The 23,243-nt window shown below is 56.6% G+C and carries 25 protein-coding genes; 12 read left to right on the top strand and 13 right to left on the bottom strand.

Going from position 1 to position 23,243, the window contains the following annotated elements:
* Positions 1-3: 3 nt before the first annotated feature.
* The 3 genes from K5845_RS13620 to K5845_RS13610 are packed head-to-tail and all read right to left on the bottom strand — an operon-like array spanning position 4 to position 1,011.
* Positions 4-411: a hypothetical protein gene (locus tag K5845_RS13620; protein WP_046477063.1), complete on the bottom strand. Its 408-nt coding sequence runs from the start codon at positions 409-411 to the stop codon at positions 4-6.
* Between the two features lie 21 nt (positions 412-432).
* Positions 433-663 (bottom strand): glycine zipper domain-containing protein, encoded by a 231-nt coding sequence (locus K5845_RS13615; protein WP_052743706.1) that lies wholly within the window; start codon positions 661-663, stop codon positions 433-435.
* Positions 664-720: 57 nt separating this feature from the next.
* Positions 721-1,011 (bottom strand): DUF883 family protein, encoded by a 291-nt coding sequence (locus tag K5845_RS13610; RefSeq protein ID WP_046477065.1) that lies wholly within the window; start codon positions 1,009-1,011, stop codon positions 721-723.
* 223 nt (positions 1,012-1,234) lie between these two features.
* On the opposite strand from K5845_RS13610, the gene K5845_RS13605 reads away from it, so the two are divergent.
* Together K5845_RS13605 and K5845_RS13600 are read left to right on the top strand one after the other, a co-directional pair.
* A complete protein-coding gene (locus K5845_RS13605) occupies positions 1,235-1,738 on the top strand; it encodes a DUF883 C-terminal domain-containing protein (RefSeq protein ID WP_046477067.1) in 504 nt (167 codons plus the stop codon).
* A gap of 66 nt (positions 1,739-1,804) precedes the next feature.
* Positions 1,805-2,962, top strand: coding sequence for an AI-2E family transporter (locus tag K5845_RS13600; RefSeq protein WP_052743707.1), 1,158 nt, complete (start codon positions 1,805-1,807; stop codon positions 2,960-2,962).
* Positions 2,963-3,007: 45 nt separating this feature from the next.
* On the opposite strand, the gene K5845_RS13595 is transcribed toward K5845_RS13600, so the two are convergent.
* Together K5845_RS13595 and K5845_RS13590 are read right to left on the bottom strand one after the other, a co-directional pair.
* Entirely contained in the window at positions 3,008-3,475 is a 468-nt protein-coding gene (locus K5845_RS13595) for a DoxX family protein (RefSeq protein ID WP_046477068.1), read from the bottom strand.
* A gap of 129 nt (positions 3,476-3,604) precedes the next feature.
* Complete coding sequence (locus K5845_RS13590; RefSeq protein WP_046477070.1) at positions 3,605-4,309, bottom strand: pirin family protein; 705 nt, start codon at positions 4,307-4,309, stop codon at positions 3,605-3,607.
* A gap of 125 nt (positions 4,310-4,434) precedes the next feature.
* Between K5845_RS13590 and K5845_RS13585 the strand changes: the two genes are divergently transcribed.
* Positions 4,435-5,340 (top strand): LysR family transcriptional regulator, encoded by a 906-nt coding sequence (locus tag K5845_RS13585; protein WP_046477072.1) that lies wholly within the window; start codon positions 4,435-4,437, stop codon positions 5,338-5,340.
* A gap of 24 nt (positions 5,341-5,364) precedes the next feature.
* On the opposite strand, the gene gcvT is transcribed toward K5845_RS13585, so the two are convergent.
* The 3 genes from gcvT to K5845_RS13570 all read right to left on the bottom strand — a co-directional run bounded on the left by gcvT (position 5,365) and on the right by K5845_RS13570 (position 8,963).
* Positions 5,365-6,543, bottom strand: a complete 1,179-nt coding sequence (gcvT, locus tag K5845_RS13580; protein WP_090227122.1) for a glycine cleavage system aminomethyltransferase GcvT — start codon at positions 6,541-6,543, stop codon at positions 5,365-5,367.
* A 358-nt stretch (positions 6,544-6,901) separates the two neighbouring features.
* Positions 6,902-8,473: an inorganic phosphate transporter gene (locus tag K5845_RS13575; protein WP_287959227.1), complete on the bottom strand. Its 1,572-nt coding sequence runs from the start codon at positions 8,471-8,473 to the stop codon at positions 6,902-6,904.
* A gap of 70 nt (positions 8,474-8,543) precedes the next feature.
* Positions 8,544-8,963, bottom strand: coding sequence for an NUDIX hydrolase (locus K5845_RS13570; RefSeq protein WP_046477076.1), 420 nt, complete (start codon positions 8,961-8,963; stop codon positions 8,544-8,546).
* A 353-nt stretch (positions 8,964-9,316) separates the two neighbouring features.
* Here K5845_RS13570 and K5845_RS13565 point away from each other — a divergent pair, with 353 nt between their 5' ends.
* The 5 genes from K5845_RS13565 to K5845_RS13545 all read left to right on the top strand — a co-directional run bounded on the left by K5845_RS13565 (position 9,317) and on the right by K5845_RS13545 (position 17,187).
* Entirely contained in the window at positions 9,317-9,598 is a 282-nt protein-coding gene (locus K5845_RS13565; protein WP_046477078.1) for a hypothetical protein, read from the top strand.
* Between the two features lie 267 nt (positions 9,599-9,865).
* A complete protein-coding gene (locus K5845_RS13560) occupies positions 9,866-10,996 on the top strand; it encodes an efflux RND transporter periplasmic adaptor subunit (RefSeq protein WP_052743708.1) in 1,131 nt (376 codons plus the stop codon).
* A 14-nt stretch (positions 10,997-11,010) separates the two neighbouring features.
* Positions 11,011-14,145 carry an efflux RND transporter permease subunit gene (locus K5845_RS13555; protein WP_046477080.1) on the top strand — a complete coding sequence of 1,045 codons (3,135 nt, stop codon included), beginning with the start codon at positions 11,011-11,013 and terminating at the stop codon, positions 14,143-14,145.
* A gap of 417 nt (positions 14,146-14,562) precedes the next feature.
* Positions 14,563-15,015, top strand: coding sequence for a nucleoside diphosphate kinase regulator (gene rnk / locus K5845_RS13550; RefSeq protein WP_046477082.1), 453 nt, complete (start codon positions 14,563-14,565; stop codon positions 15,013-15,015).
* A gap of 384 nt (positions 15,016-15,399) precedes the next feature.
* On the top strand, positions 15,400-17,187 hold the full coding sequence (locus K5845_RS13545) for a potassium/proton antiporter (protein WP_090227115.1): 1,788 nt from the start codon (positions 15,400-15,402) through the stop codon (positions 17,185-17,187).
* A gap of 66 nt (positions 17,188-17,253) precedes the next feature.
* Here the strand turns inward: K5845_RS13545 and K5845_RS13540 are convergent, their stop codons facing one another.
* The 4 genes from K5845_RS13540 to K5845_RS13525 form a co-directional block, all read right to left on the bottom strand.
* A complete protein-coding gene (locus K5845_RS13540; RefSeq protein WP_287959226.1) occupies positions 17,254-17,670 on the bottom strand; it encodes an autotransporter outer membrane beta-barrel domain-containing protein in 417 nt (138 codons plus the stop codon).
* Positions 17,667-18,329, bottom strand: coding sequence for a hypothetical protein (locus tag K5845_RS13535; protein WP_287959225.1), 663 nt, complete (start codon positions 18,327-18,329; stop codon positions 17,667-17,669). The genes K5845_RS13540 and K5845_RS13535 overlap by 4 nt, the downstream gene beginning before the upstream one ends.
* The gene (locus K5845_RS13530; RefSeq protein ID WP_287959224.1) at positions 18,301-18,603 is read right to left on the bottom strand and encodes a hypothetical protein; all 303 of its coding nucleotides are present in this window, start codon (positions 18,601-18,603) and stop codon (positions 18,301-18,303) included. The genes K5845_RS13535 and K5845_RS13530 overlap by 29 nt, the downstream gene beginning before the upstream one ends.
* 266 nt (positions 18,604-18,869) lie before the next feature.
* On the bottom strand, positions 18,870-19,289 hold the full coding sequence (locus K5845_RS13525) for a DUF2267 domain-containing protein (RefSeq protein WP_090227103.1): 420 nt from the start codon (positions 19,287-19,289) through the stop codon (positions 18,870-18,872).
* A gap of 518 nt (positions 19,290-19,807) precedes the next feature.
* On the opposite strand from K5845_RS13525, the gene K5845_RS13520 reads away from it, so the two are divergent.
* On the top strand, positions 19,808-21,067 hold the full coding sequence (locus K5845_RS13520) for a site-specific integrase (protein ID WP_287959223.1): 1,260 nt from the start codon (positions 19,808-19,810) through the stop codon (positions 21,065-21,067).
* Here K5845_RS13520 and K5845_RS13515 read toward each other — a convergent pair.
* Positions 20,961-21,182, bottom strand: a complete 222-nt coding sequence (locus K5845_RS13515; protein WP_244466778.1) for a helix-turn-helix domain-containing protein — start codon at positions 21,180-21,182, stop codon at positions 20,961-20,963. The genes K5845_RS13520 and K5845_RS13515 overlap by 107 nt on opposite strands.
* Before the next feature lie 80 nt (positions 21,183-21,262).
* Here K5845_RS13515 and K5845_RS13510 point away from each other — a divergent pair, with 80 nt between their 5' ends.
* The 3 genes from K5845_RS13510 (at position 21,263) to K5845_RS13500 (ending at position 23,220) form a co-directional block, all read left to right on the top strand.
* Positions 21,263-21,757 (top strand): hypothetical protein, encoded by a 495-nt coding sequence (locus tag K5845_RS13510; RefSeq protein ID WP_287959222.1) that lies wholly within the window; start codon positions 21,263-21,265, stop codon positions 21,755-21,757.
* 110 nt (positions 21,758-21,867) lie between these two features.
* The gene (locus K5845_RS13505) at positions 21,868-22,305 is read left to right on the top strand and encodes a hypothetical protein (RefSeq protein WP_287959221.1); all 438 of its coding nucleotides are present in this window, start codon (positions 21,868-21,870) and stop codon (positions 22,303-22,305) included.
* A 561-nt stretch (positions 22,306-22,866) separates the two neighbouring features.
* A complete protein-coding gene (locus tag K5845_RS13500; protein ID WP_287959220.1) occupies positions 22,867-23,220 on the top strand; it encodes a MobC family plasmid mobilization relaxosome protein in 354 nt (117 codons plus the stop codon).
* Positions 23,221-23,243 lie beyond the last annotated feature (23 nt).

Below are 23,243 nucleotides of genomic sequence, written 5' to 3'. Positions count from 1 at the left end.
TCCTTACTTGCGCATACCCCGAACACTTCGACCAGCGCTCAGCCCCAGCATGAAGGCGCTCAATCCAACCTGCAGCGGTCCAAAATAATCAACAGCCGCATGGGCCTCTTCATCGACGGCATTCATGGTGCCGTTTTCCTCGCCGTGTGCCTGTCTTTCAAGCCAGGTTAAGATCGACGGCGCGAAAAACGCCGCGACGCCGAAAACCGCGCAGATCAAAGCTAAGAGCACTGCACTCCACACAGGCCCGAGCCACGGCGAAAGATACAGGTATGCTGCCATCATGAGGAATACGAGCGCGAGCGTACACAAGACCGCACCGGTTGCGCCCCACACGACCTTCCGCTCAATATTATCGACGGTGCGTTTAGCAACACGTGTGCCGAGGTAGCCGACGAGGTTTGTCAACATGGATATCCGTTTCCCGACTATTTATCGACGGGCAATGAGCGCTAAGACAAAGCCAACTCCGGCCGCGATACCTGCGGCTGCAAGGGGATTCCGCCGGATTGCATCTTGCAGCTGATCAAGCTGCTCTTTGGCTTGATGCTGAGCTTGTTCGATTGCTTCGCCGGCTTTGGCTTGCAGACCTTGAAAGTCCCCGTTGCCTGAAAGCCGCGAACCACTCTCTGTGCTTGCTATGGGGTCACGATAAGTCGCCATTTCACTGATACCTTATGAAAGATGAAAAACGCAGCGGAAGTCCTTTGACATTCACGCTCAGCGAACGATCAACAAACCAACAAGAAAGCCCACACCTGCTGCGATCAAAGCCGCTTGGGTTGGCTTCTCGCGGATAGAGCGCTCCAGCTGACCAAGGCGCATCTGTGCACCTTCTTGCGCGTCCTCGATAACGCCGCCGAATTCCGAACCCGCGAGTTTCTTCACCGAGCTCGCAAGGTCTGCGATATCGGCGCGAATAGCTTCGTAGTTATCTTTAATCTCTCGCCGGGCTTCCTGCGCCTCAGGCTTTGCTTCAGCATTCGAAGCGGGATTGAATTGTGCGGACATGGGAAAGATCCTTTCTGCTCTGCCAGCGCCAACATGAAACGTGACTTGAGAACGTTCGACAGCCTGGCGAGTTCCGCACTGACAAGAGCGGTCCGCACAAACAACATGGTCTCTATTGGGGAACCTCTCGCACGCTCGCACGTTGTTCGGTTCACTATTTATAAGTCGTAGGTTCGCCTCGCCCTGATCTTCCGGAACTCCAAACAACTAAAGGGATCTCGATATGTCGAATCCGCAATCAACCGGTTCCTTTTCTGCACAGTCAGGATCGACGATGAATGTCTCGGACACCGCTACCAACGACCGCGGAACGGATCTCAATCTCAAAGAGATGCGTGAAGATCTGACCCAACTTGCCGGCGTCGTAGCCCAAGTTGCTGACCGCCGCATGGCGCGCGCACGTGCAAAAACTGAAGTCGCGATGCGCGAGCATCCCTGGACAACTGTATCCCTTGCCGCAATCGCCGGGTGCTTATTGGCATTGGCAATTACGCCAAGGCGTCGTCAACAGACATCCGCCTTCTCGAGATTGCCTGACTTTCAATTGCCTGACGTCAGTCGTTACATTCCCGTCTCGGCGATTCCGCAGTATAATTTCAAGCCAATTACGTCGCGTCTTGAACAGGTCGCCGATTCAATTTCGCGCATTGATACCGAAGCCGCCACGCCGGCGATTGAAAAAATTCGGGATTGGTTCAGTTCCGCAATGTCTCGGCTCCGCACCTGATTTTATCGAGGGGTAGATCGTCGCGGAACATCAGGTGACAAGTCAATAATACCGGAAAAAATTTTCATGGCGCAAAATACGGTGGGTAGTGCGCTTCCCTCAGCGGCGGAGCGCGCTGAAGCGCCGACTGGCCCAAACTATGACACCGCCCCTCAAGCTCCCGCTGAGGTGAGACGGTTCACACAAAGCTTCGTGCAATTCTCAACCATCGCCCTGTTCGTCATGGCGCTGGGCATCTGTCTGTATCTTGGACAGTACATTTTTGCCCCTGTCGCAGCTGGCGTTCTGGTTGGCTTCACGTTCGGACCGATATCGAGCTGGTTGGAACGGCGCGGCATCCGTCCGAGTATAGCGGCCGGCGGTATTGTCCTGAGCCTAGTGACATTGGTCGGGTTTTTGATTTTCGCACTCGCTGTCCCGCTGGAAAACTGGTCGAGCCGCCTGCCCGAAATCACTCACGCCATCGAACGTCAGTGGCTAAAGGTCAAAGAGCCAATCGACAAACTGAAACAGGTCGAGAAGCAAGTCTCGGATGCGGCGAAATCAGAGCAAGCCCAACCGATGGAAGTTACGGTCAAACCGCAGGGGATTATTACCGATCTTATATCCTCAGCGGCGGACATGGTTGCGAGATTGCTGATTTTCGTCGCAACATTCTATTTCTTTCTCGCGACGCGGACGAATTTGAAACGTAGCGGATTGCGCTTCCTTCCGACACGAAGACTTCAATTTAGCGTTGCACGTATTGTGCGCGACACCGAAGCTTATTTGTCCCGCTACGTCGCAACGATCACAGCCATTAATTTCGGCCTGGGCGTTTGCGTCGGAATCGCCATGTACGCCATCGGCCTCCCGCAGCCCTACATGTGGGGAGCGCTGGCCATGGTTCTCAATTACGCGGTCTACGTCGGACCAGCCGTTATGGCGGTCATCCTACTCGGCGTCGGACTTCTCACATTCCCCGACTCGGTAATGGCCTTGGCGCCACCCATCGCGTACATCGCCCTCAACGGACTCGAGGGACAATTTGTAACCCCAGCCATTCTCGGCGGACGGCTGACGCTCAATCCGCTCGTCGTCTTCGTCTCTATTGCATTCTGGCTTTGGCTTTGGGGACCGATCGGCGCGTTCCTCGCCGTTCCAATTTTGATCATCGGTTCAATGACGCTCTATCATCTCGTACCGAACGTGAAACGACGCTCTCGCCCAGCACCAACGAAATGATCAAGCCAGACTGCTTCCCGGCTCGATCACTTAGAGGCAACACGCTCAGTACTTCCAGCCGACGGCACGATCCACCGAGTACTCCCCGCCGCCACGAATGACGATGGCAAGCGCCACCAACCCCCAAAGCAACGGATACTCGATGCCACCGTTGGTCCAGAAAAAGCCGTTGCTCCAATGAACTGCGATGACGGCATAGCTCATCAGCGCGACAACCGCGGCGGCTGAAAGCCGGGTCAAAAACCCAATCGCCAGAAACAGACCACCGACAAATTCGGTCAGTCCGGCGGCGCCTGCAAACAAAAGGCCGGGATGCAAGCCGAAGGTTTGTTCGAAATATTGCGCCGTACCAGAAAGGCCGCCGCCACCAAACCAGCCAAACAGCTTTTGTGCGCCGTGAGGCATTAGAATTAGACCCGTCGCGACACGCACGATCGTCCAACTCAATTCCGCGCTGGCCACGGATACACGGTCATCGGCGATAGCTCGACTGGTATGGATATTTGTATTCATCTTCGTAGCTCCTGAAGGAATTTCCTGAAAGAACCTCCGAGAACCGCCGCCCGCGCGCCGGTATCCACACCGGACTAAACCGACAAGGTCACAGGCTCACGACCGGCGATCTCGGTAGAGTAACCGCAATTAGATGGCCATATCGAACAACAAGATCTCAGCCTCATCGGAAGTTCCTGTCAGCTCGATCTTGCCCGGCTGCCCAATCGCAGCGCCATCTCCAGCTTTTAGGTCTTCTCCGTTGACCGACGCGGAACCGCGGGCGATATGAACCCACCCGATACGACCCCGCGCGATCTCATGCGTGATCCTTCCGCCCTTTCCAGGCAACGTCGCATAAAGATCGACGTCTCGATGAATGATCACAGAACCTTCACGGCCATCCCCCGAACCAACGAGTTTCAGAACACCGCGCTTGTCATCGTCGCTGAAGTTTTTCTGCTCATAGCTCGGTTCAAGTCCGCGAGACTCGGGAATGATCCAGATTTGCAGGAAATGGACCTGCTTATCTGCAGACGCGTTGAATTCACTATGGCGGATACCCGTACCGGCAGACATCCGTTGGACGTCGCCAGGACGTATCACGGATCCCGTGCCGAGGCTGTCGACGTGTTCCAAAGCACCATCCAGCACATAGGAAACGATTTCCATGTCGGCGTGCGGGTGTGTGGGAAACCCACCGCCGCCAGCGACCCGATCATCATTGATAACGCGCAATGGACCAAAACCCATGTGTTTGGGATCATGATAGTGACCGAACGAGAACGTGTGCCGGCTGTCGAGCCAGCCAAAGTTGGCACGCCCGCGCTCCTCAGCTCTTCGCAGTGTCAGCATGGCAAACCTCTTCATTTTGCATCCAGGCCATAGCGCCCAGCATCTGGAGAGATATTTGACATCCGTGACGCATGGATACAATTGGGAGGATCAAACCCAAACTGCTTCCAAAACGGAACCAATAAATGGATAAGCTCGACGCCATGAATGCCTTCGCGAAGGTCGTTGCCACCGGCAGCTTCGCCGAGGCAGGCCGCGAACTGGGGCTGACACGATCGGCCGTCAGCAAAGCGGTGATGGAACTGGAAACGCTCCTCGCCGCTCGGCTTCTTGATCGCACCACGCGCCGAGTAAGCCCGACAGAGGCAGGCCTGGCCTACTATGAACGCTGCATTTCGATCCTGGCCGAGGTCGAAGAGACAGAAGCCCAAATCTCGCGTCTTCATGATGAACCGCGAGGCATCCTCAAGATCAATGCTCCAACATCGTTCGGAACGCTTTACCTGGCCGAAAGCATCGCCGAGTTCATGCAGCTCTATCCGGATTTATCCGTCGAGATGACGCTCAATGACCGCTTCATCGATCCCATCGCCGAGGGCGTCGACATAACGATCCGGATTGGAGAACTCACCGACTCAAGCTTGATTGCGCGACGACTTGCACCCGCACGTCTGGTACTCGCAGCCGCGCCGGCATATCTGGAGAAGCGCGGGATTCCAACGCATCCCTCAGAGCTATCCCGCCACGACTGCCTGACATACGGCTACGCCACAGCCATGCAGCGATGGCGTCTACGAGACGGCGAAAAACTTCTCACGGTCCCGGTAAACTCAAAAATGTGCTGCAACAATGGAGAGATCCTGGGCGTTGCGGCCATCGCCGGCCACGGTATCACCAGCCTGCCAACATTCATTATCGGCCCAGCGATCCGGGCAGGCGACCTGCAAGTCGTACTCGCAGATTATCCACCAGACGATTTGAGCATATCGGCACTCTATGCACCGAACCGATATCTCGCGGCGAAGACGCGCGTCTTCATCGATTTCCTGGTCAAACGCTTTGGTTCAAAACCACCCTGGGAAATTGACTGAGGAACAGTGCCCTAAGCACCGACATCACTTAGACCGTAAACTGTTCCCATTTCCACGTCTGTAGTGCGGGGCAACAAACGGCAGCTCAACAACCATAGCCGGCAAGAATTGCCCGCGAACTTCCGCAACGACCCCGGCACCCGGAACGGCAAACGAGGCATCCACGTAAGCCATAGAGATTGGCGCACCGCCAAGGCTTGGACCAAACCCGCCCGAAGTGACGTTTCCGACAGCCAGTTCGTCTTCCTCCTCAGCGACCAGGAGAGCGCCGGTGCGCAGAGGTGTCCGCCCGAGAGGTCTTAACCCGACGCGACGCCGCCCTGTACCATTCTCGAGCTGCTGTAAAATCACGTCGGAACCGGGAAATCCTGCAGGGCGAGTGCCACCCGGACGACGGCATTTCGCAATAGCCCAACTCAAGCCGGCCTCTACGGGTGTTGTCGTTTCATCGATGTCACAACCATACAGGCACAAGCCCGCTTCCAAACGAAGCGAGTTGCGCGCACCCAATCCAATCGGGGCAACGGCCTCGTGCTCGAGCAACGCCTCGGCAATCTCACGGGCTCTGTCGGCCGGAACGGAAATCTCGAAACCATCCTCACCGGTGTAGCCTGATCTGGAGACCACACAAGACGCACCAAGAATTTCGAACTCCGCGGCCTCCCTGAACCGCAGCTCGGCACAACGCGGTGCGACATCGGAAAGGGCGACCTCGGCTTCGGGCCCCTGCAATGCGATGAGCCCGCGGTCGAGAGGCTCAATCGAGCACTCATCTGAAATGTGCTGCTGCAGGTAGGCTTCGTCAGCACTCTTGCGGCCCGAATTTGTCACGAGCAGAAAATGGTCTCCACCATGAATGACGAGAAAGTCATCAAGGATCCGTCCGCGTGAGTTCGTGAAGAGACAATAGCGCATCTGGCCTACACTCAGGCCGGCAATGTCAGCCGGAACGAGCCGTTCCAGGGCTTCCGCGGCATCTGCCATATGGCCAGATTTTGGGCGTATCCGGATCTGTCCCATATGCGAGATGTCGAACAATCCGGCCTGGGTGCGCGTGTGTAAATGTTCCTTCAACAGCCCATTACCAAAGTGCAACGGCATGTCGTATCCGGCGAACTCCGCCATATGACCGCCAAGCTCTATATGCAGGTCATACAAAGGTGTAATTTTCAATTCCTCAGTTTCAACCGAGTCATCACTCATAGTTAGGCTCCCGGATACATTCGGCGCGCGCCGACCCCTTAGGGATCTGCAAGCGGAGCCGAAGCCGCTCCCGTCCATACATGTTCGGACCGTTACTGCCTAATGCAGTATTCTATCATTCTTGACAGGGTCTCGGCCAAGCCGGCGCCCTCCCAGTGTTGGCTCTTCGGATCGTTTCTCGATTTCCGGTGGCATATTGAGACACACGGTTCTGCCACGGGCCAACTTACATTGCGGTGCAAGGATGGTGCGCCTGCCTGTCGCAGTCAACCCTACTAGAGCTCAAATTGCTTCAAACACGCGGCTCTTACGTCGTTCGTTCAAAAATTTTGATATCATTCGATAAACAAACAGCAACTCAACCCTGCCAAAGCATAATGACGGTATAGAGGATGGCCGAAAGGGTTGCCGCTGCGGGAACCGTTACGAGCCAAGCTGCGACAATGACCATGAAGTGCGAGCGGCGAACAAGCTTCCGGCGCTGCAACTTTTGGGGGTCAACCACGTAGTGGCGCGCCGTCTGTTTTTTCCCTTTGTTCTTCTTGAGCATGTACTCGCGGCGGCGGCGGCTGTGGGTCGTATAATATTCACGGAAAAACCCAACCCCGAAAACCGCACCGACCGCGATATGCGTGGAACTAACCGGCAAACCCAGCGCTGAAGCGAGAATAACGGTGATCGCCGCGGACAGCGCGACGCAATAGGCGCGCATCGGATTCATCTTCGTGATCTGCTGACCGACCATTCGTATGAGCCGGGGCCCATAGAGAAATAGGCCGATACTGATACCCAGCGCTCCTATGAGCATAATCCAAACAGGGACATCCACAGCCGCCCCGACAGAACCTTGCTCGACTGCATTGAGAATAGCTGCAAGGGGGCCGATCGCATTCGCAACATCGTTGGCACCGTGGGCGAACGACAACAATGCTGCCGAACAGATGAGCGGAACATGAAAGAGCTTTCGCAAGGACCTGTTACGGTTCTCCATCCCCTCCGATTGCCGGCGAATGAGAGGCCGCAGAACTGCCAATGACACGAAAAACGTCGCGACGGTGGTAAGTAAGAGCATCGTTCCGTCGGGCTTCCAAATGTGATTGAGCCCCTTCATTATCAGATAGGCCGTAAACGACGCGGCCATGATCGCAATAAGGATCGGGACCCAGAAACGCGCCGCATCAATCTTGTCGTCACGATAAACAATGTACGTTTTAATGAAGGCTAGAAATATCGCGGCGATCACGCCGCCCAGCAAAGGCGATATAACCCAGCTTGCCGCAATTGCCCCCATCGTCGTCCAGTTCACTGCACCGAAGCCGACTGAGGCAATGCCCGCGCCCACGACTCCGCCAACAACCGCATGCGTCGTCGACACTGGCGCACCGATATAGGTCGCGAGGTGAATCCAAAGTGCTGATGACAACAATGCGGCCATCATAGCCCAGACAAACTGCTGCTCACTCGGCAGAACGCTGGGACTGATAATCCCTTTGGCAATGGTTTCGACGACGTCTCCACCCGCGATAAGCGCACCAGCGCACTCGAAGATCGCCGCAATAATAAGTGCGCCAAACAACGTCATCGCGCGTGAGCCCACCGCGGGGCCAACATTGTTGGCGACATCATTCGCGCCGATATTGAGGGCCATATAGCCGCCGATAACCGCGGCAGCTATGATGACGACAGCGTTCGGTTCCGCACCGATGTAAATTGCAGCAACGCTTCCAGCAAACGCGAGAAACAGCAGCGCCAAGCCTGGAGCCATAAGCCCGAAGGAAATCGACCGGGTCGCTTCCTCAAGGTGTGCGATCTTTCGCAGATCTTTATCAAGAGAGTCTTTGCGCAAGACCGGCTGAGCCACATCGCCCGCCTCGTCGGTTGCAGGTGTTGCGCTCCCTCGAACCAGTCTGCCGTCGTTGGAAATTGTCATTGAACTTTATGGACCATCGTCAAGATCGCGGCGTCAACGCTCGGCTTCAAAGGAATTACGGTCGTGCGCCTCATACTTCCTCGTATGCGAACGCAGCAATCAAATTGGCTAAACCGCGTTCGCTGACACGGTTTGCAGCGTCATGCGGAACAAGCCAAGCAATTTGACGTTGCCGCCGCTCCGGCCAATCGAGAAGTTGACGATCGACATGCAGCGCGAAAACGCTAACTCGACACTTTGCATAAGCAAAAGCATGTAGTTTCTTACGATATTCGTACGATCCGAGGACTTTTTCGCTTATCGTCCCTGAGACGCCCGCTTCCTCGAAGGCCTCCCGTGACGCGACCGTCGAGTCCGGCATACCGACCTTCGACCAACCTTTCGGGATGATCCATCGTTTCGTTTCCCGAGTGGTCACAAGACAAATCAGTGGCTCGTTGTCGACAACGACGTAAGGCAAAGCTCCGTATTGTACGAGTTCGGTTTTCATAACGCCTTTTTCAGGTTCCGCCGTGGCGCAACCTCCCTCCCGTAGCCCCTAAGGACCTCGGACAACGCAAATCCTAATTGACACGGCGACTGATGCGACCGCCACCCGCTGTCCCGTGCCCTATTCCGCCCTCTATGTGCATCATCCTGCGCGGCAGGTCATCCCAGAACAGTCGATTTGTCCAATCTGACTAAAAGCCTTTTAACAAGTTATCTCGGTCAGAAAAGGCGAACGAAGCGCGAAAAAACCGACAAATCAGCCGTGCGCGCACGCACGAGGAAACAGCCAGCATCCCCCTTGCCAGCCACGAATCAGGTATGTTTTGCCGATCGGCCAAATCGGAGAGACGAGCCATGTCCGTGAAGACGACCCTGGTCCTACCCGGCAAAAAGTTGTCCGTTCCGCGGTTCTTCAAAAGACTTATCCAAATCGCTTCCGCCGTAGCATTAACGGCGTTGGTCGTATTGGCCGTCGTCGTAGGCAATGGTCTGTTGGTCGCTAAAGGCAAGACCTTCAAAGGATTCGACACTTGGCTGGCCTTTATCTACCGAACTGACATTCTGGCCACGATGATCCTCACGGCGGTTGTCACCGTGCTGTTTGTATATTGGCAACGCGATCACGAACGTCGCTGAGGCCCTAGCCCCTCACGCAACAATAAGTTTACCTACTCTCCCTGGACCTCATCCGTCTGCGCACGTATGTCATTGTTTGGCCCGTGAGACGACGCTTCACGGGCCAAACATTATGCGCTGGAACCGCGAAACTCAGCTTGGTTGAGCCCCGCCTCTATCGTAGGTTAGCCCAGCGTGCCGTTGCCGGCACCTTCCGAGCCAATCTTGCTTATAAGGTCTAAACGGGTTTTTCCCTCAGCCATTGAACTCCTGTGAGGAGCCGTCTGAATGACGCCGAAGCCTATTCTCACCGTTCTCGCCATATGCCTTTCGGTGTGTTCGGTATGGCCAAAAGAAGCGCGCAGCCAAACGCCTGGAGCCAATCAACCGCCACCAAGCGTTATCGTGGACGCGGTACACAACCAGGAAATCTCGCCACAACAGACGTTCACCGGACGTGTGCAGGCCATCGACAAAGTCACGATTAAGGCGCGAGTTTCAGGCTTCATAAAAAGTCGCGGCTTCGAAGAGGGGGCCGAAGTCAAAGCCGGACAAATCCTGTTCGAACTGGAACGTGAACCCTATGAAGCAGCTGTTGAGTTGGCCAAAGCCAATCTCGCCAGCGCTCAAGCCGGACAAGCGCTCGCCCAAGCCACATACGACCGCATTAAGCCTCTGACAGACAAGGGAACGACGTCTCAAGCTACGCTGGACGACGCCGACGCGAAGCTGTCGCAAGCCAAAGCCGCCGTCGAAGCCGAAAAAGCTAATCTAACGAAGGCACAACTCGATTTGAATTACACGGTCATCCGATCCCCTATGGACGGAAGAACAGGCCGCGCGACTTATGCAGTCGGTGAGTACGTCACGCCCAGCAGTAATCCCCTCGTGACTGTCGTCCGGCAGGACCCGATGTACGTCGCGTTTGCGGTGCCGCAACGCGTATTGCTCCACGCCCGCCGTGAAGGCTTCAATTCAGATAACGTCATTGTCCGGCTAACGCTTCCGGACGGCTCAATTTACAAGCACGATGGTTCCATTAGCTTCGCCGAAGTGGAAGGCAATGCGGGCACGGACACGGTGACAATTCGCGCGTCCATTCCCAATCCAGAGCGCCTCCTCGTCGATCAGCAGCTCCTTGGCGTATCGGTTATTTCCAAAACAGCCGAAAAGAAGCTGGTGATGTCTCAATCAGCCGTCCTACTCGATCAGGAGGGGGCCTATGTTCTTGTCGTGAACAAAGATAACAAGGTTGAGATGCGACGCGTTGAGCTCGGAGACCAAGTCTCGCCGAACGTCATCATCAATAAAGGCCTGGAGGAGGGTGACCGCGTGATAGTCAGTGGACACCTGAAGGCACGGCCGGGCTCGCTCGTCGAGCCACATCTCGCAAAAGCAGACATCTCGGCTCAGAACTAAGGCGGCGCTCAGCGATGATTTTTGACGTCTTCATTCGTCGCCCACGTCTGGCGATGGTCATTTCCATCGTGATGACCCTCGCTGGGGTCATCGCTACACTTGTTATTCCTGTCGCGCAGTATCCAGACATTGCCCCACCAACGGTTCGTGTCAGCGCCAACTATGGCGGTGCAGACGCGGTGACGGTGGAGGAAAGCATCGCTCAGCCGCTCGAGAACGCCATCAACGGCGTCTCGGATATGCGCTATATGAAGTCGACCTCGTCCAATGATGGCTCTTACAGTCTGACGGTCGCTTTTACGCTCGGAACCAACCCCGACATCAACACGGTCAACGTTCAGAACCGTACGGGTCTCGCAACTTCGAAATTACCCGAAGAGGTCCGCCGTACAGGTTTGACGGTAGCCAAGGTTTCAACTGACCTTTTGCAGGTCTTTCTGTTCCACTCACCTGACGGCAGCAAAGACCAGCTCTTCCTCTCAAACTTCGTAAACATCTCCATTCTGGACGAGATCAAACGCGTGCCCGGCGTTGGCGATGCCTCCATCTTCGGTGCGCGCGACTACTCCATGCGTATCTGGATTGATCCCGAGCGTCTGGCTAACTTCGATCTCTCGGCGCAGGATGTCATCCAAGCGATCCAGTCGCAAAACGTGCAGGCCGCAGCGGGCCGCATTGGTGCCGCGCCATTGTCTTCTGACCAGCGCATGCAGCTTTCGATCGTCACACAAGGCCGTCTTGTGTCCGAAGACGAGTTCGCAAACATTATTGTCCGCGGCGGTGAAAACGGCGCCTTCGTCCGTGTGAAAGATGTGGCGGACGTCAAGCTCGAAGCCGCCTCGTTTGACTCCGAAGCCCGTTATCAAGGAAACCCCGCCGCCCCTGTCGGTGTGTATCTATCACCGGGTGCAAACGCCGTGTCGGTTGCACAGGCCGTTACTGACAAACTCGAATCCCTGAGACCGCGGTTCCCCGAGGGGGTCGAATTCGAGTATGTTTACAACACTGCTGAGTTTGTCGGCGCCATGATCGAGAAGGTAATCAGTACTCTTCTCGAAGCGTTCGCACTCGTGGCTATTGTCGTCTTTTTGTTCCTCGGCCGTTTCCGCCCAACAATCATTCCGCTCATTGCCGTTCCCGTAGCGATCATTTCGACGTTCGCGGTCCTGCTTGCCTTCGGCTATTCGGCCAATACCATTTCTCTCCTGGCTCTCGTTCTCGCCATTGGTATCGTCGTCGATGACGCCATCATCGTCGTCGAGAACGTCGAGCGCGTCATGCACGAGGAGCCGCACCTCACACCGGCCGAAGCCACAAGCAAGGCCATGTCGCAGATTGCTGGACCGGTCATCGCAATTACGCTGGTACTATTGTCGGTGTTCATTCCTGTGGCGTTCTTGCCCGGCTCATCAGGTGTCCTCTTCCGCCAGTTCGCCGTCACCATTTCGGCCGCGATGGTCATTTCGGCCATCAACGCTCTGACGTTGTCGCCGGCTCTGTGCGCCGTATTCCTGACACCCGGCGCTCCAAAAGGCATCATGGGCCGGATCACGCGCGGCATCGATCACATCGGGGATGGCTACGCAGCGCTAGTCTCTAAGGCAGTCAGAGTCGCGATGCTAAGCATCGTGGCGCTCGCGGCCGTAGCCGGTCTGACCTATTGGTTCTTCTCTCAAACGCCCTCTGGCTTCCTCCCCGACGAGGACCGCGGGTTCATCATGGCCATCGTTAATCTTCCTGCCGGTGCGTCGCTGAATAGAACTTCTGAGGCCGCCGCCAAAGCAGAAGCGATCGTTTCAAAAGATCCAGCCGTCGACGGCGTTACCACAATTCTTGGTCTCGACTTCCTCGGAGGCGGCGCCGCTTCCAACGCGGGCGTGATGTTCATTCGCTTGAAACCGTATGGCGAGCGCGAAGCACGGAACATGGGTTCTACAGCAGTTGTTCGACGGCTCTATGGACAGCTCTCGACGATTCCGGATGGCAATTTCATACCGCTCAACCCCCCATCAATCTCTGGTCTTGGTCAGGTAGGTGGCTTTGAATTCATGCTGGAGGCCCTCCAGGGACAAGAAGCCTCCGACATGGCGGGGGCTATGCGCGGGCTCATCGTGGCTGCAAACCAGCAACCTCAATTGACCTCGGTCTTCTCCACGTTCGACGCTGAAACACCGATTGTCCGGCTCGATATCGATCGCGATAAGACACGGGCGTTGAACATCAACCTCGCCAGTGTCTTCGCTGCACTCCAGTCAACACTCGGCGGCTATTATATCAACGACTTCAACCTTTATGGCCGCACCTGGACGGTACGCATTCAAGCCCAGCGCCAGTTCCGCGGCGCTATCGACGACATCTACGGCGTGTACGTCAAAAATGCCGCCGGAGAAATGACCCCTATGTCGGCCATTGCCACCGCGCGACTAGATGTCGGCCCCCGTACCCTCACGCGCTACAACAACTACCGTGCGATCTCGATTAACGGCCAGGCTGCCCCTGGAATTGGCACAGGTGAAGCCATCACGGTCATGGAGCAAGTCGCAAAGAGTACCCTGCCCCCAGGCTATTCGTTCGAATGGACGGGACAGGCGCTCGAGCAGATCCAATCCGCAGGCCAAACACCGATCGTGCTCGGACTCGCAATAGTCTTTGCTTTCCTTTTCCTCGTAGGCCTTTATGAGAGCTGGACGATCCCAATTCCCGTGGTCCTCTCGGTAACTGTCGCCATATTCGCCGCACTTCTTGGACTGTGGCTCGTCGGTCTGAGTTTCACGCTTTATGCCCAGATCGGCATCGTCGTGTTGATCGCTCTGGCTGCCAAAAACGCTATTCTGATCGTCGCGTTTTCCGTCGAAAGACGCGCCGAAGGTGAAAGTGTTCTCGAGTCTGCGATCAACGGTGCCCGCCTGCGTTTCCGGCCGGTTATGATGACGAGTATCGCGTTTATCATGGGTCTGATCCCACTCGTACTGGCGAGTGGGCCCGGCGCCGGTAGCATGTTTGCCGTTGGCGTCCCGGTCCTGGCCGGCATGCTTGGCGCGAGTATTCTCGGCATCTTCATCGTGCCACCGCTCTACGTGATCTTCCAGAAGATGAGAGAACGCTTCCACCGAGCGACCGGAAGAAAACAAACTTCAGAGACGACCTGATCTCACATCGGCGCGCAAGCTGAGCTTGGCAGTTGGCGAGGATCGCCTCTCCAACCTCAGCTTGTCCGCTGCCAAATTCAGCCTTTTTTTCCTGCGACGATCTAAACTTCGTTGCAGCCGGCCCAGAAACAGCACTGCAAGCTCTGGCTTGACAACAGTCGCGGAAACCCCAAACTGATCGTTATGAAAACTTTGGCCAGCATTAGTGCGCCACGTGCGCTTCGGATTCTGCTCATCGCAGAATAGTAACCCCAGCTCGGCCAACGCGCACCCTCCGAGCCTGGGGCGCGTCTTTCCGATACGCAATTGCTCTTAGCGGAAAGTTCCGCATATCGGCCTCGGTGCGCAACCGCCTCAACCATTTCATTTGAACCGTAGGACAAGTCCACGGACAAATATCGCAAGGTGCGCCTAGCCATGACCGACACCATTCAATTTCCAAAAAAGCCCGGCATCATTGTCAGTGACGCAGATCAGCGCCGCTTGACGACACTCGCGACAACGGCACTCGATCGAGCGCCGGAAGTTGCCGAAGAACTCCTCAACGAAATGGAGCGTGCGGAAGTCGTTCCCGCTCAATCCGTTCCCCCGACAACGGTGCAGATGGGCTCAACCGTCCTCTACAAAGCCGACGACGGGCGCGAGCGCCGGGTCTCACTTGTCTTTCCAGGCCAGGCCGATATCGCGGAAGGAAAGATCTCGATTCTGACACCAATCGGTACGGCCCTCATTGGACTGTCCGAAGGGCAATCTATTTCATGGATGACGCGTGATGGTCATCGCCGATCCATGACCGTCGTCAAGGTTGAAGGAACCATCGACACACTTCCACCGACGGACGATACGGACCCCGGTCCTGCTGCCGCATAGAGAAGTCTGATGCCACGGAGACCGGCGCAACGCCGGTCAATCCTTTCTCGCTCCGGAAGTTGTTCTCACAATCGCTTCCCCCTGCTGCGCCTCAGTTCAATTTCAATTCAACTGCGTATCAATCTCCCAATTCTGCCTCGTCCCCCGGCAAGAGCCTCAATTTTTCTCAAACTTCCAGTAACCGTGCGCATTTTTCCCAGTAACACGGTGTTCTGACCTCTAGACAGAACCGCACGGTCACGTACGATAGTTCGGGCATTCCTCGCATCGATAACGTCGCTGGTCTGTCGTCCTAACGGGACTTCCGACTGTTGGTTTGCGACGATACGCTCGCCGAGATCGGATCGCTTTAATGAACAAGCCGGAGAGGAGATCGAGAACGCAATGCTGACGTCCATGTACGGAATAATCATAGTAGGATCTTCACTACTGATTATTTCGGCATTGACGAGCATCATCGCTTTCCGCTTCGGTGCCCCGCTTCTTCTCGTCTTCCTCTCCATCGGCCTGCTTGCTGGCGAAGACGGTATAGGGGGTATCCAATTTGACGATGCAGAATCCGTCTATTTCTTCGGCAGCATAGCCCTCGCCATCATCCTCTATGACAGCGGTTTCAACACCAAACTGCAGTCCTTGAGGCTCTCGGCAGGCCCATCCCTACTTTTGGCAACTGCAGGCGTGGTCATCACCGCCAGTATCGTCGGGCTCGCCGCACATTTTGTCTTCGGCTTCTCATTACTGGAAGGCATGTTGCTTGGCTCGATTATTGGATCGACGGACGCCGCCGCGGTCTTCTTCCTTCTTCGCGTCGGTGGCGTGACAATCCGCGACCGCGTGCGTTCGACTCTGGAAGTCGAATCGAGTTCGAACGACCCGATCGCTATCCTACTCACCACCGTATTTGTCGAACTTCTCGCACGTCCTGATACACCCTCAGGGCTGCTCGCCTTCGCAATAACCGCGTTCCAACAAGCCGGGTTGGGCTTGGCATTCGGCGTACTCGGGGGCTTCGTAATTATTCAGGTGGTCACCAGGCTAAACCTCGAAGCAGGCCTCTACCCCTTAATTACATTGGGATTGGCGGTGCTCTGCTTCGGTATAACCGGCATGGTCGGCGGCAGTGGCTTTGTTGCCGTTTTCGTCGCTGGTGTCATTGCAGGCAATGCCAAATTCAGCGGCATCATCTCGCTCCGTAAATTCCAGGACAGCCTGACTTGGGTTTTCCAGATCGCAATGTTCTTGTTACTGGGGCTGTTGGCTAGTCCCTCCCAGTTTCCAGACGCCATCGTGCAGGGCATTGTCGTCGCTGCGGTGCTGACCTTTATCGCCCGGCCCATCGCCGTCTGGTTATGTCTACTCCCCTTCAACTATCGGCCACAGGATACCGCGTTCATTTCCTGGGTCGGCCTGCGCGGCGCCGTATCGGTGTTGCTTGCCGTGCTACCAATCACAGGCGGCCTGCCAAGCAGCCAGCTGTATTTCAACATTACATTCATTGCGGTGCTGGTATCACTGCTTCTGCAGGGTTGGACCATACGTCCGGTCGCCCGCTGGCTGGGGCAGATCGTGCCACCGAAAACCGGTCCGCTGGAAAAGATAGAACTCGAGCTCCCCGGCGGCACATCCCATGAGCTTGTATCTTACCGTATCGTCCCCGACAGCCCCATCGCAACTGGCGCAAGGTTACCGCGATGGGCCCGGCCATCGCTCATTCTCCGCGATGGCGCTTCCCTACGATTGCATGATGCCGGACGGCTCCAGACCGGCGACCATATCTACATCTTCACGCCACCGCGTCTCGTCCCAATGCTCGACCGTCTCTTTGCCAGCGCCGCAACGAGCGTGGATGAAGATGATCCGACACTGTTCGGGCAATTCCAGCTGGACCCAACGCAGCCGTTGGAGCGGCTGGCAGACATGTATGGTGTGCGTTCAAAGGTTGGTTCAGAATTGACCATTGCCGAATACATGGAAGACCGTCTGTCAGGGCCACCCGAACCCGGCGACCGCGTGGATTTCGGGAGTATGGATTTGATTGTCCGCGACATCGACGGCTCGGGACGCATTAAAGCGGTTGGCCTCTATCTTGGGCCCGAATACGAGCCCGTCGACAATCAACCGTTCTTTATCCGGTGGCTTGAGGCCCTGCACTCATTCCGCTCGAAAAAATAGAACGCCGACAAAGCCCCATCGCCCCCATTCCGGCAGCGGCAGCCAGTTCGGATTTCGGGCCGCAGATCAGAATCGCACGGAGAGAACGGCGTTCACTCCGTGATCGTACGCGTCCGAGGCAAGCTGGCCGGAATAAGAAAAGTTCAAGCTGGAGTTTACAGCAAGATTGAAGTCGATACCCGCCTCGATAAGCGCTGTGTCATCGGCAATAGGAGCTCCGGCAATTAAAAAAGAACCGCTGCCGACGACACTGTGCGCGGCCAGTGGGACAGTGTCGCCGAAGGCGTGGCGCCAACCGAGCAGACCATGCGCAGCAGCCGTAACACTGCCGAACGTCATCATCGTGGAAGCTCTGAGACCGATGCCAATCGAATTACCTGGTGCCAGTGTACCGTTATTGATCACACCGCCGCCGAGAGTACCGTTGCCACCCAATACGCCACCGGGTCCAACCATCACTTCGCTGGCAAGCGAGCCGTTCACCAGCAAGGTTCCATCGTCGACCGTGGTGTCAACTGTTTAGGTCCCGGCGCCGGTAAACGTCCAGGTCCCGCTTCCGATCTTGCCGATGGCGCCGAAGCCCTGGTACTGGCCGCCGGGGCCGACCACTGACGCGTCAAAAGTGCTGTCGGAGTTTCCGCCAAAAGACAACGTGTCCGCGGCGCTGAATGCAACGACGTTCCCGTTATCGTAGAGCCTGCTTCTAGGATTAGCGTGTTGGTGCCGCCCGTAAAATGAATCGCATCTGCGCGGGTAGCCACATCTCCATCCAACCCTCCGGCGATGGTACCGCTATTCGTGATCGTCAAATCGCTGCCGACGATACCAATGCCCCCCGCACCGTCGGAGCCATCGCTCCCGCCAGCACCGCCTACACCTCCTGCACCTCCTGCACCGCCCCGAATCGAACCGCGATTGACGATAGCAGCTGCGCTTCCGGCCCCTCCGGCACCGCCAATTATCGTCCCGAGATTCTCAAAGGTGTCATCACTAGTCGCCTCGAGCACGACAGCCGCTCCGCCAGTGCCGCCCGAACCACCATCATCGAACAACGCATCGACGGTCCTAGGAAACGGTCCGGGAAATCCGAGCGCAGTCACTGGCGTGTTATTGTTATTCATGAGGGTGAAGTCGTCGATCACCGTACCCCCCCTGACCAATGGTCAGGGTATCGTTCGTGCCGGTAGTGGTCGCCGAGACTTCGAGAGTTGGAAACGCCGCTTCAATCTTGGCCGCAATATCTGAAAGCGTGTCAGCTGCGTTAATTGTGATTGTCTGGGTGACACCGTCGACCGTTACGTCAAGCGAATCTCCCGCAGCAGTCCCAGCCTGGCCGGCAAGCGCAGCGGTACCGTCGAGACCGAGGGTGGTGCCGATAGCTGATTGGACATCTCCCGCGATAAGCGAGCGAACCACAAACCTGAGCCACCGTTCATTTCTCAGCCCCTTCTATGCCCCGGGGCATTTAATACGGAATCTGCGTCCCTTGACTTCAGCGCAACCTTTCAAGGTATCGCGTTATCGACCCGGCCTACCTGCCAAATCGGACACACCCTCCCGCAGCCCATCATAGAGTTGACAACGGGACGTGATTCGCTTGCAGAACTCAATGTCTTTGTGCAGAGGAATGCCGGAGGTTGATCTGCACATTGTCAAGGCCGGTGACTCGACAGGACGCTAACTCATCGCCGCCAAAATTCGGATGCCTCTTGCGGAAGGGATGCGATAACCTGCTCGAAGGCCTCCTCATCGATGTTCTTGCGCAAAGCTATTGCGACATCCCGAATGGAAGTCTCCGGTGAGAAATTGTGATCCTTTCGAAGGGCCTGCACTTCGCGCGTCATTTCGCTCCGACCATCAAACGGACGCTGCGGCTCATCCGTGTCCCAATCACTGACGAAAATCGCGCGCAAAAGAGGAGGAAGCACGCTGGCGAAGCGTATGCCATCCTTCAAGCTAAGACGACGACGGAACACCAACATCACGCCTTGAACCATCGTGTAGGTCTGATTGCGCGTCGTGAGCCCGGATGCATCTCGCGCATCAGCAAGAAACTTCTCGAAATCCTTTGAGGCACACTGCAGGTCCATCGGTATCGTCATAACGGTTACGCTTTTCTCCGGTTCAATTCACCCTGAGACCACCGTACGAAAACACGCCGGAACGAACCAACGCACCGGTCGTCAATCCACAGTCCTTAACGACCAGATCAACGCGCCAAAGAAGTTGGCTCTCTCAAAGAGTACAGTTGAGACGATCGAGCGCAAATCGCGCGGCCGCACCGGGGGCGGGCCAAGGCACAAATAGGATAAACCAGCCTCCAAAACGGACTGGCTCCGACTTGCATGCACCGAAGAAATGGTGACCCCGACAGGATTCGAACCTGTGACCCTCAGATTAGGAATTGGTGACCACCATCCCTGAGGGTTACGGACTGTTACGGTACGCCCCTGAACTTACATGGTTTTTCGGACTGACCGATATTATCCGACAACGTACAATACGCCCTGTTACCGCTTTGCCCTGGTAGCCCATTGGTAGCCCGCCGCTTCCACCATCATATTGCGTGGTAGCCCGGCCCCAAAAAGCATCAGGCAACCCCAAGCCGACAGGGCCGATCATGAACCTTATCAAATCCGTTACCCAATCCGCCATCAAGACCCTCGAACCCGGCGATACCATCCGCGATACCAGCCTCAGGGGATTTGGTGCGCGCCGCCGCAAGAACACCGTCACCTTCTTCGTCAAGACACGCCACAGGGGCAAGCAGCGTTGGATCACCATCGGCTCCCATCCGGCATGGTCAGCCGAAAGGGCAAGGCAACAGGCCTCCGACATACTCCGTAATGTCGACAGGCACTTCGAGCCAACAATCGACAAAGACAAGTCAGAAACCACTGCAATCACGTTCAAGGAGGCCTTCGACAGGTTCACCGCAGCTCACGGTCCCCACATCAAACCGAGCACCCTCAGGGAATACACACGCATCACCCAAAGGGTCATCGTGCCCTACTTCAAAAACAAACCCCTCAAGGATTTCAAACGGGCCGATTGTCAGGCACTGCATCAATCGCTCGTTATGGCCCCCAGCGCTGCGAACCACGCGCGCGGCATCATCAGCGTCGTCTTCAACTGGGCTATTGTCGAGGAACTCATCCCCGATGCGCTAAACCCCACCAAAGGCGTCCGCAAATACAAGCAAATCAGCCGCGCCCAGTTCCTGTCACAAGATGATCTCCGACGTCTGGCAAAAGCCCTGCACGAGGCCCTGCTGCGGAACGAGGCCTCCCGCATCCAGGTGGCGACCATCCTATTGCTTCTCTTCACCGGAGCACGGCGCAACGAAATCTTCACGCTCAAGCGCAGCTACGTAGACCCCCACCGCATGATCGCCTACCTGCCCGACAGCAAAACCGGCAAAAAGGTACTTCATCTCGGCCCCTACGCCATGAGCATTCTGGACTCAATTCCCGAAGTCGAAGGGAACCCCTACTACATGGTCGGACGCAAAGAGGGCACGTGCATCAGCGAAATCAAGAAGCCGTGGGACAAGATCCGCAAGCGGGCCGGACTTGAAGGCTTCCGCCTGCACGACTTCCGGCATTCGTTCGCCAGTTTCGCAGCCGATCAGGGTGCCTCGGCCCGCGCGGTCGGTGCGCTCCTCGGTCATGCCAGCATCGAAACCACAAAACTCTATCTGCACATTTTCAACCAGAGAGCCAAAACGACCTCTCTCCAAACCGGACAAGCCATCGACAACATCCTGTCCGGCGCTATGATTCTTCAAACGTCGCCGCCACCTTCCGGGAATCCAGCCACGCATTCAGATCCGCAAGGTCATACAGAACAGGGCTCCGTTTCCCCAAACCAAGCCGAATGAACACGGGGCCACCGCCCTTGATCCGGTAATCCTCAAGGGTCCGTGGGCTGATATGCAGATATGCCGCCGCCTGTGCCGTTTGCAGCAGCGTCTTTCTCTCAGGAATATCCGCCACGGGCCCTTGCTCTTGCGTTTGAATCCCTCTGCCTGCAGATTACAACGTGAACGCCGCTTCGCAACACGGGAGTCCACAAGGTGGCCCCTTTAAACCTGACAAAGCTTCAAGCCGCCTGCACCGCCGCGCATGACGAGTATCGCGCGGCACGAAAAACCTTGGCCAGCGCCATCGGCAAAGACGAACGCAGCAACGCGATGCTCGAGATGATCGCCTCCACCATCGACATCGGGCTCAACGCAACCCTTCACCGCCTCAAAACCGACGACCCGAAGATCATCGAAGCGGTTGAACGGTTGAGCGAAGCCTCCCATCACCTCGGGCTCGCCATCAACGCCCGCGAAGAAGCCCAAATCGAGAACAACCCGAACCATCAGCGCGTTTACGTCGATGATGGCCGTGAATTTACCCTTGACCTGAAAACCGGCACGTGGACCTACCTCGACGCCCCCGACAAGCCCATCAAGCTCTCCTTCGTCAAATCCGAAAAGCTTCCCTACGAATTGCCGGGCTTCGAACCCAAGATGGACCCGCCGAAACCAACCAGAAGCCGCAAACGCACGCCCCGCATGTAGACTTGGCTGCAACACTCCCGGTTGTTCTTGTGTTGCTGAAGCTACCGGATGCCTACGCCGTGGGCAGTGCGCCTTGCCGCCTCCGGTGGCTGCCGAGGTAGGCTCCCGTCATGATCATCACCCACACCGTCAACCATCAGGGAAAGCACCGCGTTTATCTCGGCGGCAATTTCTCCCTCAAGGCCTGGCTCGAGCAGAAGGACGACACACCGGCCTGGACGTTTGCCTTCGACGCCTCAGAAGCCCCAGCCCACATGTCCGACCCCGATGCCATGCGCCAATGGGCCCACGGGTTGCTCTGCCAATTGGCCGAGGTCCTTAATGTTCAGCTGAGCGACCTCGTGACTGTGCCCTTCGATGTCATCGCGAGACTGCACACCACGTCCGCCCTGCACGACAAGCGCATCCCGTCACCCCAGCGCGAGGTCATCGAAACCGGCTACATGCCAACCCCACCCGCCATCAAACGCTCCAAGGCCGACTTCACCGCGAGCGATTTCAAGGCCTACCACGACAAGGGACGTTCGCGTAGCAAACGATACTCGTAACCCGTCTCAACAAATAAGGCCCCGCGTTTAGGGCGGGGCCCAATGGAGAAGGCCGCAGTCCTTTCGGTGGCCCATCACCGGCACGGTCATCGCCTCTTCAAGCTGTACCGCGCCACCATCTTAGCAATATCGAATGCGTCGCAAACCCCGCGCGCCTGCCCCATAAGCACCCATTTGCTGTATACACTCCATCACCGGCCGGAACTACTTCACGGGGGGTCCGGGGGGCGTGAAGCCACCCGCGCTCACGGTCTGTATTCCGATTCCTGCATGCACTTGCCTCTCACGAAGCCACCCTGATGCCATCGAGATGAAGCGCAAGCCGTTGGAAAGACGAAGGATGGTTTTCATGTAGGCACGGAACGTGGCGTCGATGCACCGATGCTGCCCATACACAGAGCATACGACTGGTATGCAAAGTGAAGCTAAGAGAAGGTTGAAAGGAACGGAGCGAGGTATGCCTTTGACCACAATTTTGATCAAAGGCGGCGCCTTCGGCGCCTGTGGCGCCGGGGCAAGCCCCGGCTCCCCGCTCCGTTCCTTTCAAGGAAAGCCATTAAGATGCCGCGCAGATGTTCAAAACGGGCCGACAAGGAAGAAAAGGTGGTCAAGCCACGATTCCTCAAGGCAAGGCTGAGTGAAGACGACCATCGCCAGATGCACCGCATCGCCGCCGAACGCGGCATCAAGATATCCCGGTTGACCAGAACGATTTTACAGGCGCACCTGAAGGGCATACCCGTGCGGCTGCCACATCCGCGCGGCATCACCGATGAACTGGTCCACCAGCTGGCCCGCATCGGCAACAACTTGAACCAGCTCGCCCATCAGGCCAACATTGGCTATGTCGCCGTACCCATGCAGGAAATCCGCAGCTGCATCGACGCCATCAACCAGAAAGTGGCGCAACTCTGATGCTGGCGAAGGTCGCGCCAACG

It is taken from the genome of Filomicrobium sp. (genome assembly GCF_025698805.1).
Classification (GTDB): domain Bacteria; phylum Pseudomonadota; class Alphaproteobacteria; order Rhizobiales; family Hyphomicrobiaceae; genus Filomicrobium; species Filomicrobium insigne.
The sequence above is the reverse complement of the archived record's forward strand: the minus strand, read 5'-3'. Positions and strand labels throughout refer to the sequence as shown.

Excerpts from the sequence above, each read along its gene's own strand:
- K5845_RS13620 (WP_046477063.1), bottom strand. The coding sequence starts at position 411 with ATGTTGACAAACCTCGTCGGCTACCTCGGCACACGTGTTGCTAAACGC.
- K5845_RS13615 (WP_052743706.1), bottom strand. The coding sequence starts at position 663 with ATGGCGACTTATCGTGACCCCATAGCAAGCACAGAGAGTGGTTCGCGG.
- K5845_RS13610 (WP_046477065.1), bottom strand. The coding sequence starts at position 1,011 with ATGTCCGCACAATTCAATCCCGCTTCGAATGCTGAAGCAAAGCCTGAG.
- K5845_RS13605 (WP_046477067.1), top strand. The coding sequence starts at position 1,235 with ATGTCGAATCCGCAATCAACCGGTTCCTTTTCTGCACAGTCAGGATCG.
- K5845_RS13600 (WP_052743707.1), top strand. The coding sequence starts at position 1,805 with ATGGCGCAAAATACGGTGGGTAGTGCGCTTCCCTCAGCGGCGGAGCGC.
- K5845_RS13595 (WP_046477068.1), bottom strand. The coding sequence starts at position 3,475 with ATGAATACAAATATCCATACCAGTCGAGCTATCGCCGATGACCGTGTA.
- K5845_RS13590 (WP_046477070.1), bottom strand. The coding sequence starts at position 4,309 with ATGCTGACACTGCGAAGAGCTGAGGAGCGCGGGCGTGCCAACTTTGGC.
- K5845_RS13585 (WP_046477072.1), top strand. The coding sequence starts at position 4,435 with ATGGATAAGCTCGACGCCATGAATGCCTTCGCGAAGGTCGTTGCCACC.
- gcvT (WP_090227122.1), bottom strand. The coding sequence starts at position 6,543 with ATGAGTGATGACTCGGTTGAAACTGAGGAATTGAAAATTACACCTTTG.
- K5845_RS13575 (WP_287959227.1), bottom strand. The coding sequence starts at position 8,473 with ATGACAATTTCCAACGACGGCAGACTGGTTCGAGGGAGCGCAACACCT.
- K5845_RS13570 (WP_046477076.1), bottom strand. The coding sequence starts at position 8,963 with ATGAAAACCGAACTCGTACAATACGGAGCTTTGCCTTACGTCGTTGTC.
- K5845_RS13565 (WP_046477078.1), top strand. The coding sequence starts at position 9,317 with ATGTCCGTGAAGACGACCCTGGTCCTACCCGGCAAAAAGTTGTCCGTT.
- K5845_RS13560 (WP_052743708.1), top strand. The coding sequence starts at position 9,866 with ATGACGCCGAAGCCTATTCTCACCGTTCTCGCCATATGCCTTTCGGTG.
- K5845_RS13555 (WP_046477080.1), top strand. The coding sequence starts at position 11,011 with ATGATTTTTGACGTCTTCATTCGTCGCCCACGTCTGGCGATGGTCATT.
- rnk (WP_046477082.1), top strand. The coding sequence starts at position 14,563 with ATGACCGACACCATTCAATTTCCAAAAAAGCCCGGCATCATTGTCAGT.
- K5845_RS13545 (WP_090227115.1), top strand. The coding sequence starts at position 15,400 with ATGCTGACGTCCATGTACGGAATAATCATAGTAGGATCTTCACTACTG.
- K5845_RS13525 (WP_090227103.1), bottom strand. The coding sequence starts at position 19,289 with ATGACGATACCGATGGACCTGCAGTGTGCCTCAAAGGATTTCGAGAAG.
- K5845_RS13520 (WP_287959223.1), top strand. The coding sequence starts at position 19,808 with ATGAACCTTATCAAATCCGTTACCCAATCCGCCATCAAGACCCTCGAA.
- K5845_RS13505 (WP_287959221.1), top strand. The coding sequence starts at position 21,868 with ATGATCATCACCCACACCGTCAACCATCAGGGAAAGCACCGCGTTTAT.
- K5845_RS13500 (WP_287959220.1), top strand. The coding sequence starts at position 22,867 with ATGCCGCGCAGATGTTCAAAACGGGCCGACAAGGAAGAAAAGGTGGTC.